This is a genomic window from Legionella yabuuchiae (genome assembly GCF_900640115.1).
Classification (GTDB): domain Bacteria; phylum Pseudomonadota; class Gammaproteobacteria; order Legionellales; family Legionellaceae; genus Legionella_A; species Legionella_A yabuuchiae.
Genome location: NZ_CAAAIW010000019.1, coordinates 39,724 through 56,752 on the forward strand (window position 1 = coordinate 39,724; position 17,029 = coordinate 56,752).

A 17,029-nucleotide genomic window follows, 5' to 3' on the forward strand; every position below is an offset into this window, starting at 1 on the left:
GCCTGCCTTAATAAGCGTTTACAGGAGAAACAAATCCTTGAGGTTTTAGCGCCAGCAATGAGCAGTTAATTTTTTGCAGAATGTTTTCGGCGGTATTTCCAATAATAAAACCTGATATTCCGGTTCGTGCAAGGGTACCCATGACTAATATATCGATTTCATGACGTTCAACAAAAGAGGGAATGGCTTCTTCAGGAAGACCTTTTTGTAGGTGAATTTGATATTGTTCTTGAATATTAGAGTCTTTAATAATAGCCTGCAATGCTCTGCCATGCTCATGTTTTTCATCCAGAACCATTTTATCTAACTCAGATTCAGAAACCTTTATCCAAATACCGTCCCTAAGGTATTCTTCCAGTAGAAAAAACCAACATGAGACAATGTTCAGTTGGCCTGAGTAGTAATGAGTTAGAGAAGATGCGTATTTAAGAAGATCTAATGACAGCTCTCTGTCGACATGCTCTTTATCCTTTGGGTCAATTGCAACGGCTATCCGGATTTCTTTATCCGTATGTTTTGCAGAGCGAACCATAAATACAGGGCAAGGGCATTTTCGTAATAATTCCATATCTAAGGCTTTAAAGCCCCTTTGATTAGGACTTGTTTCGGCTTGTTTTATCAGTAAGTCATGTGAATGTCTTAACACATATTGAATAATACGAACGTCAGGGGCCGAGCCATACTCAAGTTCAACATGAATGTTAAGTGTTTTTTCACTAATGTTTAAAAGCGATTGTGTCGACTTGATTGCTTGCTCCATTCCTTCAATGATGGACTGTTCATAAGATGCTTTGTAGTCACCAAGAGTATCTGGAAATGCTGGGCATGCTATGAGAACAGTTAAGGAGGCTTCGTTTGCACTCGCTAGTTGGAGGGCTTGTTTTAGCCCCTCTTCTTCTCCGCCTAATCCATGGCTGACAAATAAGATATTGTGAAATTTTGACATGGCTTAATCCTTTAACTAATTAAAATTCCAATTTAGTCCATAATTTGAAAACTTATTAACAATAAGTCAAGATTAGCATTAAAGACAAATTTAACGGAGTAAAATATAGAGGGAATTAGGGTCTATTGTAGCAGACGCTAAATTTTTTTAACTTGAGTGTGCTGGCCAAGCATGACATTTGAAGATCAAACTTTCCTTCCAAATAATGATAAAGGTTACACACATATACCCAATCAACTTCAAAATGCGTGATTTATGCTGTTTCTGTTTCGCCCTGCCGCCTTTTAAAAAACTCTCAAGGCAATGAGCCATTACTCCCCGCCGATTCAAAAGTGAACTGCAACAAAGTTGCTAAAGTGATAGCGGTCTAAAATTGATCCCAAGGTTAATTTTCAAAGTATATGCATTTATTTTTTGCGTTTGCAAGCATGAAAGTCAAAATTTGCTCAACCAAAATGATAATATCATTGGGTTGTGCAAAGGCAAAACCTACACTTGCAATTGCACGTGCCGTCTCATCTGCGCCGGCACGTTTTAATTAATTCTATTTAACAACCAAAAAGTCCAATTAAAAATCAAATAAATAAATAATAAAACAATCAATTAAGCTTCCCTTAATCTTTCCTCCTCCTGCTTATGTTAAAATGGTCATTATTTAATCACAATGTATTGACAACTGCATTAGCTTGAGCAAAAGAGAGAGGGAATTAATGCCGATTTTGAATCCTGATAAATGCTACACACAGCAACCGCAGCGCTTAGCAATCGAAGTGCCAACAACCCTCCCTGATGATTGGCGCACCGAATTTTATGCGCTTTTGAGCGCGCAATTGAAACTCAATGATGATAAGGCACAAGCACAAGAAGACTTTGACCACCAAACCAATCAAGTAGTCCTGTTGACAGAAAAAGAGCAGTTTTATAAAGAATTAGACCGACACGTAGGGCCGCAATCCACTTATTCTTTAAAACCTCAACTACAGGAGTCTTTAGGCACGTTGTACGTTCTCTTTACGCATCCTAAAACGACCTATGAGCAAAAACAGCTGATTGCGTCAAGGATTAAGGAAGATGTGGACCAGTGCTCACCAGGGTTCACCGATCGAGTGAATTTCACCATTACGCTCTTCAACATGCCACAAACCAGGGATGAATTAATTGCCCAGGTACGCTTTAAGCTTGTGGATAGAATAGCGGGCATAATTGCCGCAAAAAATCCTCAAGGCATTCATGTGCACAACCGGGTGATTGAAGTTGCCCGAAACGCGGGGTTCGGAGTTTGGCCTATCAATACGAAGGATTTTTATTCTCACGTAGGCAGCCAAAATCTTTCTGATGAAGACATTATACGCCGTATCGAAACTGGGTTTACCAATCACTTTCAATTATTCGCCCTGGTGAATGCACTGCGTGATGAACTAGAAGCCCTGATTGTACAGCATGGATACCAGGGCAAACGTGACTTGGAAAATGAGTATAAAATGGAGGAGTATGCAAAATTTTGTGAATCTATCAAGCGCTTTATTCCCATCCCAATGGGGGAATTATTAGAAACAGATACCCTATCGGGCAAAGTAACCGACATTAATTGGCAAAACGTCAAACATCATCTGTTGCAACAATTAAGAGATGAAAACTATGTCACGCTTTCTCAAGAAGAGGCTGTTTTATTAGATGGCCTTTTACTAGATGAAAATAGGTTATTGGATTTAACGACGCTTAACACGCTGATTCCCCAGGGTTATGAATTAGTCCAGTGTTTGGAGTATTTCAGTGAGTGGAGCATGGAACAAAAAGCGTCCTTGGTGAGCGCTTATCTCAATGATAAATCGCCCAATGCTCAAAAAGAGGTACTCGCTATTCTTCATAATGAAGCGCCTCAATTAACGGCTCAACTGAAAAAAGAGCGGAATTTGCAAGCCATTTATTTTGCGATTGCCATTGCTGAAAAAGAGGTCGCTGAGGTAAGAGCTTATGTTGAACAGGGCCAAAACATCAATGAAGCACTGTTGCTGTTGTTTAGCCAAGCGCATAAACACGATACTCTCTACTGGTTACATGAGCATCCGCTTCTTTTGGAAACGATGACGGTGGCAGGCATGAATACCGTCATTCCCGAGGGAAAATACCAAGGAAAGACGGTTGCAGAAACCTTGGTGAGCACTAAGAAAGGGCGTCAGCTGTTATTGGAGAATAAGACATTACAAACCCTGCTTTCTGAAACCACCATGGCGAATGGACTTTCTGCTGCTTTGCAGAAGGCAGAAACTGATAGAACGACCGTGAGTACTCGAGAAGGATTTTTCAAGAAACTCAATCCACTGGCGACTCAATTAGTGCAAACCATTGTTTATGGGGACCTCCCCAAATCAGAAGCCTTACTTCAAAAAGCACAAGGCAATCCAGCCTTATTAGAGACCCTGCTTACCGAAAAAGTCACGGTCATTGATTATTCAAGGCGGAAGGTTAAACAAAAGACCGCTTTTCAGGCAGCGCTTTGCGCTATGGATGATGAACTCTGTGCGATGTTAGCCCATCACATGCCAAAAGAGGAAATGACTCGCCAGTATCAAGAAATTTTTCCAGCAGGGCATGAAACGTATTCTCAAGAACAAACCCCGTTTGACTTCAGTCAAATCGTAGAGACAATTAGTCGAAGCAGTAATGCAGATGTAGAAAAAGCACTCAGTCTTGAATTGCCTAACGATACCCCGCTCTGGCGCAATCTTGAGAAATTTAGGGCGGATTTCACGCAACACTCATCCCAAGAAGCGGTGTTTAACCCCCAACATCTCCTTAAGGCATTTGAGCTTTATGATAGCCAATTTGATACGTGGAATTGGATCCAACGAGATTTATTTTGGCGGCAGGTCGTAGGTTTTATACAGCGGTTTCTGACGGCTAACATCGCAATGGATTTTGCTCAGGGGCTTTATAATCGGGTAGAAAATCAAGAAAAATCGGCGCGGTCATTCAAGTTTAAGCATGGTGATGGTTCGATTTTCCCTCCTGTATTTGACTCTTTTTCTGGGCTGGGTTATGAGTGGGCGGTGGCGGGGCCGGTGCCGGGGGCGGAGGTGGGGGGGGCGGCTGCGCGTCGAGTGCTGTGGGGCGGGTACCGTTTTTTTTCAAAACTTATGTCGAGCAAAAACAGCAGTCTTGGGAGAATTATGCAGCCAGAGTCGACTCGCGGCCATCCAGGGCGCTGTATAATTCTGTAGTGTAGTGAGCGAGAACATCGGCGGCAATGTTTGCCGGTGCTTCCTGCCAACACGTCATAATGAATTGTTCCACTAGACTTTGAAAATCCCATGTGTTTGCTGTTTTTACCCACCAACGCGCCCATTGAACGAAATAACGTTTGATCTTTGCAGGAGAGACCTGATCCGCGACCATTAGTTTTACGTTCTCGCGTGCTTTGCGTAATGTCCGAGCATGCGGTGTAATACGCAAAGCGACAGGCTGTTGATGTTGAACAATGGATTCCCCCCCCCCCCATTCGCTCAAAGATTGAGCAGGTTGGGTTGTTGCTATTAAATCATCATTAGCCTGCTTAACGCTGATGTGATTCTCTGGCTGTGTCAGAGAATAGTGTATTCCCAAAAAATGAAATGAATCGGTGACCGTCCCCATACGCGATTTCTTGCGTGACAATTTTAATGGTCTTTCGCCCAATACTTCCATCATGCGCTTCTTGCAGCGATTTAATTGCCGCTTCGATTTGCACAGTGCCAGAATATCGTCTTGATATCTTACGTATACAATATCCATTCGAGATAGCGCATCATCCAGCGGTTTAAGATAGAGCGCACTAAAAAATTGAGACAGTGGGGCGCGCAATGCAATACCATAAGAAGGATTTCTGCTTCCTCTTGGTGTATCAATGGGGTTAGTGATGATATTTTCCAACATGGCGATTATTTTGGGGTCGTGATAATACTGCTTGATGTCATTCAATAATTTATAATGCGGGATTGAAGCATAGTAGGAGCGGATATCCACGCGTAAAAAATACTTGGGTTTTTCTTCTTCCAGGGCTTGTTTGATACGCGAAGTTGCATGCTTAACACCAGAAGGACCAACTAAATGATAGACATTTGAATTCATCACGTGCTTGAATGTCGGTTTTAGTTGTTTCAATAAAAGGTGTTGCAAAATACGATCCGATAGATGCACATGATCAACAACTTCATCTTCGAAACAGTAACGTTTTAAACAGCGTGGATCATAAGTGCCATCAATTAGTGATTGAATGCCTTGTGGCAGCCATTCATCTATTTCCCTTGCCATAATGTGCACATCATGGTTGTGATTGGCATGCTTTTTCTGTCTGTGGATTTTGGCAAAAAGTTCTTTGCCTAATTCAAGCATACTGTTCGCATCCCAGCGTTTCATCTTATTTTATTGCCCCAGCCAAGGAGTCTATAAATGCTTATATACCCGTAATCTTTCAAAATGCGTGATTTATGCTTTTTTCTTTTTCGCCCTGCCGTATTTTAAAAAACTCGCAAGGGAATGAGCCATTACTCGCTTTTTAAAATGCGGCAGGACAAAAAATAAAGGCGCCTAAAAACACGCATTTTGAAAGATTACGGGTATATCATGCAATTTGACATTGCCAAAGAGTGCGTGAATTAAAGCGCCTCTATCCAAAACTATAAAAGACAAAATTAATTTAATGGCTAATTTAGTCAAGGCTTTCTTGACACTTCATCCATCCGGACTCATACGTGTCATTCTTGTCTGATTTCGGTGCATCGATATCACCTCCATAGGTGTTTTGTAATGCAAGCTTTTTCGTGGTCGATGATTTAACCTTTCTGCAATGACTTGTACCGTTTGATCGGAGACTTGCGTAAAATCAGTTGACTTAGGTAGGTATTGGCGTACTAAACCATTTGTATGTTCATTCAAGCCTCTTTCCCAAGAGTGGTAAGGTTTAGCAAAGTAACAATTGACGTTCAACGCTTTTGAGATAGCGTTATGATCTGAAAATTCTTTACCATTGTCATAGGTAATGGTCAGTACAGGCAATGAATCTTGACCAAGTTTTTCAATGGTTGCCATCGTGACAAGATCGGCTGTTTTGCGGTCAATTTTCTTGAGTACCGTAAATTTTGAACAACGATCCACATAGGAAACAATGGCACCTTGGTGCTTTGCCCCAATGATGGTATCACCTTCCCAATCACCAATACATGCCTTCTCATCTACAATAGCTGGTCGTGCATCAATATCCACCCGATTTGGAATACAACCTCGCCCAGCCTTATCAGAAGAGCGTTTGTTGTATTTTTTGCCATGATGGCGTAAATGTTTGTACAAAGTACCTCCGGTACGTTTATCCTTCCAGATATGCTGATAAATAGCCTCATGACTAATATTGGCTATGCCTTCCTCTTTTAAACGACCAGCAATTTGGTCTGGACTCCAATCTTCCAGGATCTTAGCTTCAATGATGGATATCAGTTCGGGGGTAAGTTTTTTGGGTGTGCGGCTGGCTTTAGCACGGCGTTCTTTTGCCATTGCATCTGCTTGTTTATAGCGATAGCCTCTGCCGCCTGTATTGCGCTTAATCTCACGACTGATGGCCGACGCATCGTATCCTACGATACGGCCGATTTTTCTCAATGCTATTCCGGTTGCTTTTAAGGCGTAAATTTGAGACCTTATCTCCTGAGTCATGTGATGATAGCCTTTGGCCATGATAATCTCCTTGGTTTGCACCTTGAGATTATCAATCTTACGTGACTCACTCTAACTTTTGAGGAGGGTTTAACTAAGTGTTGCAGTTCGCGCTTGAAAGGGCCCCCTTTTTAAAATGCGACAGGACAAACAATAAAGGCGCCTAAAAACTCGCATTTTGAACGATCACGGGTATATAACTTTTGCAATTTTGGACTTGCTTATCTTTTTAAATAATTAAAAATTAGCCAATACATATAAGACCCCAATACCATACCAATTACGAAATAAAGTGGATCCATATTAAATGTGGATAATGCCGCAATCGATGGACCAGGGCAATAGCCAGTCGAACCCCAGCCTACCCCAAAAATAATGCTACCAAGGATAAGTTGTTTGCTGATTTTCGTTTTCTCAGGAAGATAAAAAGTTTCCGTGAGCTTGGGTTTTGGGGCTCGAAAAACGATTTGATAACCAATATAGGTGGTTACCACAGCAGTAGCCATAACGACCAGTAAAGTCGGATCCCATGGGCCAAAGAAATCCAAAAAATTTAAAATCTTATATGGGTTTGTCATATTAGAAATGCTTAACCCCGTTCCAAATACGATACCTATTAAAAAAGCGGATAATCTATGCATGTTAATAAACTCCCAATAAATATCTCATAATTAGCGTTGTGATGACGGCGGAGATAAAAAAGGTAATGGTGGCAATAAGGGAACGTAAGGATAAACGAGCCACACCGCAGACCCCGTGACCTGCGGTACAACCATGCCCCATTCGAGTTCCAAAGCCTACACAAAATCCACCCAAAATTAACACGACAATTGGATAGTGGGTCCGTAAGGGGAATTGTATGTTAGGAAATAATTGATAGGATAAACCGCCAACGATCAGCCCCAAGAGGAAGGTCGCGCGCCAATATTCAATTTTTTTACCTGGTGGACACAAGCCGTGCACCAAGCCACTCATCCCTGCGATTCTACCATTTAGCCACATGAGCAACACGGCACTCAGTCCAATTAAAAAACCACCTATTAAACCTTTATAGGGAGTAAAAACTGTATAATCCATTATTAAGCTCTCCAAGCTATTTTTCCAGTAAACATAACATATTCTAAACTACTATAATCATACCAAGAATGACATGAAAAGGAGTTTTAGTTATGTTTATTGAACAATTTTTTGATGAAGGCCTCGCACATCTGTCTTATATGATAGGTGATGGCGATCAGGCCGTTGTGATTGATCCACGCCTTGACGTGAACCATTACCTCGATTTGGCCCGTAAGAAACAAGTACGGATAACCCATATTTTTGAAACACATCGAAATGAAGACTATGTGATTGGATCGCGCTCTTTGGCGGAACAAACCAAAGCAAACATTTATCATGGTAACCAATTAAATTTTAAATATGGACACCCCGTTAAGGAATCGGATGAATTTCAGGTTTCAAATCTTCTAATTAAAGTATTAGAAACACCAGGACATACGCCGGAAAGCATTTCTCTTGTTCTTTATAATACCAATTCTTGTGAAGCACCTTTTGCTGTATTTACCGGAGATGCATTATTTGTAGGTGCAGTTGGCCGTACTGACTTGTGGAAGTCACGTGAACAAGCGGCAGGCTTTCTTTATGACAGTATTTATCAAAAACTGCTGCCGCTGGGTGATCATGTTATAATTTATCCTGCTCATGGTGCGGGATCAGTTTGTGGGGAAGGGATGGGAGCTCATAATTTCTCTACGATAGGTTATGAAAAAAAATATAATAAATCATTACAAAATTTGAGCAGAGAAGAATTTATAGAGGGTCAACGCCTCAGACAGTTTGAGCATCCCCCTTATTTTGATGAAATGGAAAAAAGAAATTTGCAGGGCCCCGATATATTAAAAACACTTCCACAACCAGCCGCATTAAGTGTCGAAGATTTAATAAAAAATAAATCTGCTCAAATTTTAGATGTGCGTCCACCTGAAGGGTATGCTGGTGTTTCAATACCGAATAGCCTCGCTATTCCGCATGATATGATATCTAAATTTGCTGGATGGTTTTTAGATTATGAAAAAGATATTATCTTAGTTGCTGAAAACGAAGAAAATATGGAATCAGCAGTAAAACAGCTCATACGTTTGGGGTATACCCGTGTAAAAGGCTGGTTACCAAGTGTTCATGGGTGGGAAATCTCAGGAAAAGAGTACTGGCATATTCCTGTTGTACAGGCATATGAAGTAAAAAAACGTATTGAGAAAAACAAACAATTCGTACTCCTCGATGTTCGAACGGACAATGAATGGGAAGAAGGCCACCTACCTGGTGCAAAACATATCTTCATTGGTGATTTACCTAAACATATAAAAGAACTGCCTCAAGATGCTGTTATTACAACCTTTTGCGGTAGTGGCCGTAGAGCTACGATCGCTGCTTCTTTATTAAAACAAAAAAATTTTAAGCAAGTGGAAATTTGCTTCGGCTCTATGGCTGCATGTAAAGCAATAGGATGTCCGATCGAATAAATTTTGAAAACTATAGATTATAGATTAAGTGCTGTGCGAATGAGTGAAGTGTCCCGGATTTGGGGAAGACTAGAAGAGCTTTAGTTTGTGACGTTGTGTTGATTGTTCCACGCAAAATCCCCACATAGGATTTTTAGGGTTTTGCAAAAATCAATCGTAACTAATTGATGTCCTTATCGAGACATAGGTTACACTCATTGGCATTTTCAGGAGAGGGAGATGCTTGGGAAGGAGTGTAATAATGTAGATGACTATGCCAAAGGCAACTTGTCTTAATAATGGGGGATTTACACAGCCACAGGGTTAGGGATCGGGGCGGCCTAGCACAAGTTCTTTAAAAGGTTTCGCCTTTACCGGCTCATCAGCTGCACTCATTAGAAGTTATCAAATCGGTGCAAGATGGGCAAGGATTTATCGTGGGTTTTTTGTTCAAATGCGTTGAGCGCCTTTGAACAAAAACGCGGAATGTATTGATTTTACAGCGTAAAATCAAGGATGGTTTCCTGCGTCACTGTACATTTTTGCAGTGACGCAGAAAAAGGGGTTTATTACATCAAAGAATTGCTATCGATGCTAGGGGCTTATAAGCCCCTAGCATCCCCTACACAAGGGAAAGTGAAGCAATCAAAGATCTTACCTAGCAAAACGCAAAATCTGACCCGACTATCTGTTAATAAATCGATTATGTTATCAATGTCTTAACTAAATCAGCAAGTAACTGATAGGTATCCTGTTTATGGGATGTGGCTCGCCACGCCATTCCGATTTCACGATATGCGTTACCAGGTAGAGGAATAGTAATTAAGTTCGATCCTGTCAGAATGCCATTTTTAATTGCTAGGTCAGGAAAAATAGTAACACCAAGCCCTGCGATTACCATTTGCGTTAGCGTATGCAAGCTGGTTGCAAAAAAGGGGTTTATTTTTTTACTATTTTTTAGTGCACAAGCCTGTAGGGTATGCCCCGTTAAACAGTGTTCTTTTTCTAAAAGAAAAATACATTCGTCTGGCCAAAAACCCATTTCTTTTCCTTCAATTTTATCTCTCCAATTCGCAGGTATTACTAATTGAAAAGGATCTTGGCATAGAGTTAGTGTGTTTAGGTTTTTTGTAGGATAAGGCAACGCTAGAATAATGGTATCAATCTGACCTATTTCTAAAGAATGAAGTAGGTTATCAGTAGTATCTTCGCGAATGAGTAGCTTTAATGCGGGATAGACTTCATGGCAGAGGGATACTAATGCGCTCATTATAAAAGGAGCAATTGTCGGGATACATCCGAGACGCAATACACCATGCATTGATTTGCCTTCATTTTGTGCATAATCCATTAGCTCTGCTGCATTCTCAATTAACGCTCGGCTCTTTTGCACAATGCTTGCACCTAAGGAAGTAAAAATAAAAGTTTTATAGCTTCGCTCTAATAATTGAACGCCCAATATTTCTTCAAGATGCCCTATCGATGCACTCATGGTTGATTGACTAATAAAACACGCTTCCGCGGCTTTACCAAAGTGTTGATAATCAAAAAGTGCGACTAAATGATGTAATTGTTTTAAAGTTGGTAGCCTATTCATCGATTTTCCCGATTAACTTAATAGATTTAATTCGTTTTAACTAATTATATACCATAGCTATACTGGCTCTGAAATTACTTAATGAGGAAAATTATGTTAACCATTGGTCAAAAAATCCCGAATTTTCGTGTGGTTGCTGTTAAACCAGGTTTTAACCATCCTGAAGAACAGGAAAAATCAGCTTTTGAAACCATTACTGAGAATAGCTTTGCGGGCAAATGGAAAGTTCTGTTTTTTTATCCCAAAGATTTCACCTTTGTATGCCCTACAGAAATCGTGGAGTTTGCAAAATTAGCGCATGAATTTGCTGAGCGGGATACTGTTGTTTTAGGGGGCAGTTTAGATAATGAATTCGTAAAACTTGCATGGCGCCGTGATCACAACGATTTAAATGAACTCAAACAATACAGCTTTGCCGATACTCGTGGGCAGCTAACGGATGGTTTTGGTGTGCGTGATCAAGAAAGCGGCGTACCTTTACGGGCAACTTTTATTATTGATCCTGAGAATATTATTCAACATGTTAGCGTAAATGGATTACAAGTTGGGCGAAATCCCCAAGAAGTATTACGTATTTTAGATGGCCTGCAAACCGATGAACTGTGTTTGTGTAATCGTCCTATTGGCGGCGAAACACTTTAGGAGATGAACAATGAGACTAGAACAATTAAAAGAAAATCTACCCGACTATGCAAAAGATATCCGTTTAAACCTTAGCAATTTATTCGGAAATATTGAATCTTCCGGATTAACCCCTACGCAATTTTACGGCATTGCATTATCGATTGCTTATAGTCTTAAAAATAAAAATCTTATTCGTGCCCTAGAATTTGAAACTCAAAATGCTGGTTTGTCGGATATATACCTTGCTGCAAAAACTGCTGCAACTTTAATGGCCATGAATAATGTTTATTATCGAGCAATCCATTTGGCAGAGAATAAAGAGTTAACTGCCATGCCGGCAAATTTGCGCATGAATGGCTTGAGTAATCATGATGTAGATAAAGAGGATTTTGAATTATTTGCATTAGCTGTATCGGTAATTAATGGTTGTGGATTGTGTATTCACTCGCATATTAAACAGTTATTAGGACATTCTATTACAAAGGTTGCAATTCAATCTGCTCTTCGTCTTGCTGCTACATTAAATGCTCTGGTAACTGCTTACGCGTGTGCTGATGACAACCTTAACTTGGAGATTTAAGGTTAAGTCCGCAAACTACTAAATTCTGAAATGACTTGAAGGATTGAGTCATCACTACAATTCAGTACTATTGGGTTGCGAAACAACAATAATCACCGTTCGAATCCACCGAAATACGCACCTGACAAATATCATCAACGTTTGTCCCTGCTTCATGTGATTTAATGGCTTTGATAATTTGTTCTTCTGTATAACGTTTTTTCATTTTGAGTTCTCCAATCTTACAATTTTAATGGAAGTCTCATCAATGTCATGGTGTTATTTTTGGGGGAAACGTCAGGCTTATGGATTTAGAAATTTGTGAAAATTATAGATTAATAGTTAGAGTTCTGTGTGGGTGAGTGAAGTGGCCCTGGATTTGGGGATTAGCCTAAATTAATAATTATAGTTCTATGTAGCTTCGTGAATTGGTTCTATTAGTGGAAGAGCCAAATTGCGTACTATTTATTGATATTCATGGTGGCCAGAGGCAGAATCGAACTGCCGACACGAGGATTTTCAGCCCCTTAATTAAGAAATAATCAATTGATTTTATTATAAATATTATCGCAGGAAACCACTACAATTGTCGTACGATGTATAACAAGGTCGTACTCAAATACGCAAAATCCACACAGTGTATTGAAATACTTTGTCTTAAAACCGCAGATTATGTTTCAAGTTTTAATCCGCTAACCAGCGTTTAATACTTTGGATACTCTCCTCAACAACAGACACCACTTGTTGATAAAGCGCCTCCAACAATTCACGTTGCCCTGATTTCCAATACCCCTCAAGATACTGACAAGCCATTTTTATTTTCACAGTCCCCACGTAAACGGCACCACCTTTGATTTTATGGGCGAGTTGCTGTGTTTTATCCCAATCACCGGCATCGTGCGCCTGTTTCATTAGCTCAAAATCATCTGGCAGGGCTTTTGTTACTAAAATTTCAAGCATTTCAGTAAGCATCTCTTTTGTACTGGTTGATTCAAGCCCTATTTCGACATCTAAAATGGGGCATTCCGACAAATCAAACATTTGCTGCTCATTTTCTGGCAATCCGAAAAGATGTGGGTTGATGTTTTCATCGGGCGTTTGTTTTCTTGAAGCAATAAACGAGTTCAAAACGTCTTCACAGCGTTTAACTGTTAATGGCTTGGTTAACACGGCATTCATGCCCGCTGAAATGCAGCGTTCTTTGTTTTCTTCGCTGGCATGAGCCGTCAGGGCCACGATGGGTAAGTGGCTTTTGTTTGACACTTCCTGAACACGAATGTGATGGGTGACTTCGTATCCATCCAAATCAGGCAAACCGATATCCATAAAAATTAAATCGTAAGAATGTGGTTTCCATAACTGAAGCGCTTCTTTCCCATTATTGGCCACATCAACCTGACAATCGAACCGATTTAGAACTGCTTGTGCAACCTGTTGGGCCACAGGATTGTCTTCAACCACTAAAATTCGATTTGATGTTTTTTTGTTTTTTGGGCCATTGGTCGTAATGTTTTTTTGAGAGGGCGCTTCTAATTCTTTGGGCAATTCAATCGTCTCTTCACGGTCAGACTCCACCCCACTGGAATCATCCAGCAATGGTTTTTGAAGTGGAATCACGCACGTAAAAAGCGAACCCTTATTGGGTTCACTCTCAACGTAGATTTCGCCATTGACGTCATCGACAAACTGCTTCACCACTGAAAGGCCAAGCCCTGCGCCTTTATAAATGCCCTGATAAGAAGGAGTAAGACGCTTAAATTGCAGAAAAATTTCTTGCTTTCGTTCAGGCGGAATACCCATGCCGCTATCTTGAACTATCAGTTTCACAATCAGCTTTTTATCTTCTTGTTGAGCAAGCTCAGCTGTGATGTTCACAAATCCAGCATCGGTAAAGTTTAGAGCGTTTGAAACCAACTCAAGCACCACACGATGAATGCGAATATTATCCCCAATCACATAATTGGGCAGTTTTTCATCGTACTCCAACTGTAAATCCAGTCGTTTGCTGGCGGCTTTTGCACGGTTTAAATCAATAATATGCTGCAAGGATTTTTTTAAAGAAAACTTTTTCTTAACCCCTGGTATTTCACCAGAACTGACACGAACCGCCTCAAGCACTTCATCCATTAGTTTGAGCAATGCATGACTCGATGCCACCAAATTATCCGCATACTCCTTCACACTTGGGTTTTCAGCTTCTGCTTTTATGATGTCAGAAAAACCAACAATCCCCGTCAATGGCGTTCGAATGTCATGGCGCATGTTTTCCAGAAATTCAGTTTTGGCTTGGCTTGCGGCTTCAGATTTGATTTTTTCTTCTTTTAATTTCTTTTCAAGAAGTACTTCAGCTGTAATATCAATTGAGGTACCAATGAGCCCAATTATACGACCGCTTTTATCATCAAAGAAAGGAATTTTATTGGTGATGTAATAAGCCTTCTTCCCTTGATTATCAATCCCTTCCTCTCTAAGTCGAATTCCTTTTCCAGTCTTGAAAACAGATTGATCGATCTCTTCAATGGCGCTCAGTTGCTCATCGGGCAAAATCCCTGAAAATAATTCTCTATCCGTTCTACCAATTACGTTATCAACTTTTTTTATATTCATGATTTCCATAAATGCATTATTAGCACCTTGATATCGACCTTGGATATCCTTCCAATAGAGATTTCCAGCGGAGTGTTTAAGTATGTAGTCTTTGTCCATAATGCTTTTTATTGTTTCCTTAACATAAAGATTAGCTTATTTATCGTACAAAACCAGAAAAGTACTTATACAAAAATTATACGAAAATTCAGGTGCGCATAAATAAGCCATTATGATATAATTTATCTCTCTTTGAGATTGACATGGAAATTGATATGCATTTTAAAGCCAAGCTTCCGGAGGTAATTCCTCAAGGTGAAACCATTGTGTTGCCCGTCAGTATGAGCCAACCCTTGGAAAGAGGATCTCGAATGGCGGCTATCGTTCACGCACTTCGAGCCACTGGTCATCACAATAAAACAACAATTTTAATTTGCGACTATTTAAATCGATTTAATTGTAAAAGTGATGAGGAAGCTTTAAAACAAGGTGACATTTATTTGCTCGATCATGAAGAACTTCTGGATGGCTTCAAAATAATCAGATGGAAAGACTTTTTGAACAGCAGAAATACGAATGAGCTCTCTTCTTATATGAGTTTATTAGAAGCGGATAGTGCAAAGAAGTCTACTTTTTACCAAAAAATGAGAAAAACATGGGAAAAATGTTTGAGCACAACTCAGTCGCTTGAAGCCTCTATTAAATATCAGATAGAGGAATATGCTGCTGTTTTATGCATGAGTGAATTTAACCATCTTATCTATCCAAAACGCATTACCAATGGCATGGCTTACTTATATAATACATATGATGGAAAAAAACCTGAATACCACCACATCAAAGTCTCAGAGTTTAAAAACAAGGAAGCGTCATCCATTATGTCTATTTGTTCTTCAAGTGATAAAGTCAAAGATAGAAGACATATCCACATTGCCTTCAGAGGACTTTTGGAAAATATGGAAACATTGCTTAAAAGCAATGAGCTTTCAGCAAAATCGAAGGAAGTTTTTGCTGAAGAAGTTGAAAATACATTAATGACTTTTGGTTTGCTAAAAGAAAAGACACATGAAGCTAAAGAAGAGGTTTGACTCTTTTATTGATAATTACAGCCTTTTTACGAAATTGAGGTGTTTTTCCGAGTCTTTCCAGAATTTTGTGTAAGTAGTCATTCAAGAAAATATAGCCTCAATGAGTTACTATCGTGCGGAATTCCTGCCGCACTCATATGGTGCTTACTTATTTATCCATATCCGCCATTTTAGACTGTTTCAATTATGAATTTATGATAAAACCAAATGCCCCGCCATCAATTTTTTTGGAATTTAAAAAAAAGAAAATCCAGCTCAATCAAATCTATGCTGGTTTGAAGAAACACTGACCACTCAACCGGGAAGGTTATTTTTCAAGGGTTTTAAACCTCAGTTCACAGGTTTATCCACAGATTTTGTGGATAAGAGAATATTTAAATCGTGGATACAAGTCGCCCATAACACTTATATTTATTGGACTGCCTAACAAATGGATTTGTTGTCAAGAAAAATTATGAGAATATGAAAAAAATTATCCACAGGTTATATCGCGGCTTAATTTTTAATTGCGGATTGAATATCTTAACTAAGAAAAAGTTAAAATAAAAGTCTTGACTCCAAATTTTTCAAACCAATTTGGAGTCATTTTGTTCAACCTGAAAGATATCTCCTATAAGTTTCAAGAAATATCTCAAACAAGATTAAGTTAATACACTCTTTCCAAGTCGGTCTATTTTGCTATGATGGTTAAACGAGGAGAAATTGAGACAACACTAAGGATGGTGGCAAGCGCACGGATTGCGGTTCTCAATTCTCCACCTCGATCACACATTTCACTTTTCTTCAATTTTCTTTAAATCATCTACCTTTTTAATCGAGTTCATTTAGTATCAAGGTTTAAAAAGACTTGATTTCGACCAGTGGCTTTGTAATCTGAAAGAAAAAAGCAACTGATGAGCCAGTTGAAACCCTGGAGAAACCTTAATCTTAAGGTCTTGTGGTATACCATTTTTTTTTAAAATTTGATGGGATGTAAAGCTCCAAATAGGAGCTTTACTAATTAGAAAAAACGTGAACATATCCCTTGAGTTTTACCGCATAAAAATCATTAATAAAAAGATCACGGGAAAATGAGTTGTAATCAAAATAAGCCATCAAATTGTCCGGCAGTTTTTCGTCGTAGCAGTCATCGATAAGATGTTGGGCAAAATCAACTTCAGAATCATAACAACCGTGATATTGATCCTCTATCATCGCTTTAGCTTCTTCAAGACCAAACTCAGCAAGTAATGCCTGGCCAAGTTCCTCATACTCAGTTATAAATTCAGCATATTCCGTTATTGTGCTGATAGTCTCAAATTCATGAATCTCAATATCACCGAATCCTTGATAATCATGAATTGCCCGATAAAGCAACTTTTCTTCTGTAAATTTCTCTACTCTTTCCGGTATACCCAACGCAAGAGGTCAAATTCTTGCGTCACCCAATAATAACACCTGTTA

The 17,029-nt window shown here is 39.6% G+C and carries 13 protein-coding genes and 1 pseudogene; 5 read left to right on the forward strand and 9 right to left on the reverse strand.

Annotated features, from left to right (window positions below):
- Positions 1–7: 7 nt before the first annotated feature.
- Entirely contained in the window at positions 8–946 is a 939-nt protein-coding gene (locus E1O47_RS08215; RefSeq protein ID WP_133130778.1) for a universal stress protein, read from the reverse strand.
- A gap of 710 nt (positions 947–1,656) precedes the next feature.
- On the opposite strand from E1O47_RS08215, the gene E1O47_RS08220 reads away from it, so the two are divergent.
- Positions 1,657–4,167: a hypothetical protein gene (locus E1O47_RS08220; protein WP_133130779.1), complete on the forward strand. Its 2,511-nt coding sequence runs from the start codon at positions 1,657–1,659 to the stop codon at positions 4,165–4,167.
- On the opposite strand, the gene E1O47_RS08225 is transcribed toward E1O47_RS08220, so the two are convergent.
- The 4 genes from E1O47_RS08225 to E1O47_RS08240 all read right to left on the reverse strand — a co-directional run bounded on the left by E1O47_RS08225 (position 4,115) and on the right by E1O47_RS08240 (position 7,708).
- Positions 4,115–5,341 (reverse strand): reverse transcriptase domain-containing protein, encoded by a 1,227-nt coding sequence (locus tag E1O47_RS08225; RefSeq protein ID WP_133130780.1) that lies wholly within the window; start codon positions 5,339–5,341, stop codon positions 4,115–4,117. The two genes, E1O47_RS08220 and E1O47_RS08225, sit on opposite strands and share 53 nt — an antisense overlap.
- Before the next feature lie 315 nt (positions 5,342–5,656).
- Positions 5,657–6,652 (reverse strand): IS30 family transposase, encoded by a 996-nt coding sequence (locus E1O47_RS08230; protein WP_133130781.1) that lies wholly within the window; start codon positions 6,650–6,652, stop codon positions 5,657–5,659.
- A gap of 200 nt (positions 6,653–6,852) precedes the next feature.
- Entirely contained in the window at positions 6,853–7,272 is a 420-nt protein-coding gene (locus E1O47_RS08235) for a DUF6691 family protein (RefSeq protein ID WP_133130782.1), read from the reverse strand.
- Between the two features lies 1 nt (position 7,273).
- Positions 7,274–7,708, reverse strand: a complete 435-nt coding sequence (locus E1O47_RS08240; protein WP_133130783.1) for a YeeE/YedE family protein — start codon at positions 7,706–7,708, stop codon at positions 7,274–7,276.
- A gap of 92 nt (positions 7,709–7,800) precedes the next feature.
- Between E1O47_RS08240 and E1O47_RS08245 the strand changes: the two genes are divergently transcribed.
- Positions 7,801–9,153 carry an MBL fold metallo-hydrolase gene (locus E1O47_RS08245; protein WP_133130784.1) on the forward strand — a complete coding sequence of 451 codons (1,353 nt, stop codon included), beginning with the start codon at positions 7,801–7,803 and terminating at the stop codon, positions 9,151–9,153.
- A 682-nt stretch (positions 9,154–9,835) separates the two neighbouring features.
- On the opposite strand, the gene E1O47_RS08250 is transcribed toward E1O47_RS08245, so the two are convergent.
- On the reverse strand, positions 9,836–10,729 hold the full coding sequence (locus tag E1O47_RS08250) for a hydrogen peroxide-inducible genes activator (RefSeq protein WP_133130785.1): 894 nt from the start codon (positions 10,727–10,729) through the stop codon (positions 9,836–9,838).
- Positions 10,730–10,822: 93 nt separating this feature from the next.
- Here E1O47_RS08250 and E1O47_RS08255 point away from each other — a divergent pair, with 93 nt between their 5' ends.
- The gene (locus E1O47_RS08255; RefSeq protein WP_133130786.1) at positions 10,823–11,371 is read left to right on the forward strand and encodes a peroxiredoxin; all 549 of its coding nucleotides are present in this window, start codon (positions 10,823–10,825) and stop codon (positions 11,369–11,371) included.
- A gap of 10 nt (positions 11,372–11,381) precedes the next feature.
- Entirely contained in the window at positions 11,382–11,933 is a 552-nt protein-coding gene (locus E1O47_RS08260) for a carboxymuconolactone decarboxylase family protein (protein ID WP_133130787.1), read from the forward strand.
- Between the two features lie 88 nt (positions 11,934–12,021).
- Here E1O47_RS08260 and E1O47_RS12285 read toward each other — a convergent pair.
- A pseudogene (locus tag E1O47_RS12285) lies at positions 12,022–12,138 on the reverse strand (transposase); the annotation flags it as partial.
- A 458-nt stretch (positions 12,139–12,596) separates the two neighbouring features.
- A complete protein-coding gene (locus E1O47_RS08265; RefSeq protein ID WP_133130788.1) occupies positions 12,597–14,618 on the reverse strand; it encodes a response regulator in 2,022 nt (673 codons plus the stop codon).
- Positions 14,619–14,761: 143 nt separating this feature from the next.
- On the opposite strand from E1O47_RS08265, the gene E1O47_RS08270 reads away from it, so the two are divergent.
- A complete protein-coding gene (locus E1O47_RS08270; RefSeq protein WP_133130789.1) occupies positions 14,762–15,586 on the forward strand; it encodes a hypothetical protein in 825 nt (274 codons plus the stop codon).
- 996 nt (positions 15,587–16,582) lie between these two features.
- Here E1O47_RS08270 and E1O47_RS08275 read toward each other — a convergent pair.
- Entirely contained in the window at positions 16,583–16,984 is a 402-nt protein-coding gene (locus E1O47_RS08275) for an antirestriction protein ArdA (RefSeq protein ID WP_133130790.1), read from the reverse strand.
- Positions 16,985–17,029 lie beyond the last annotated feature (45 nt).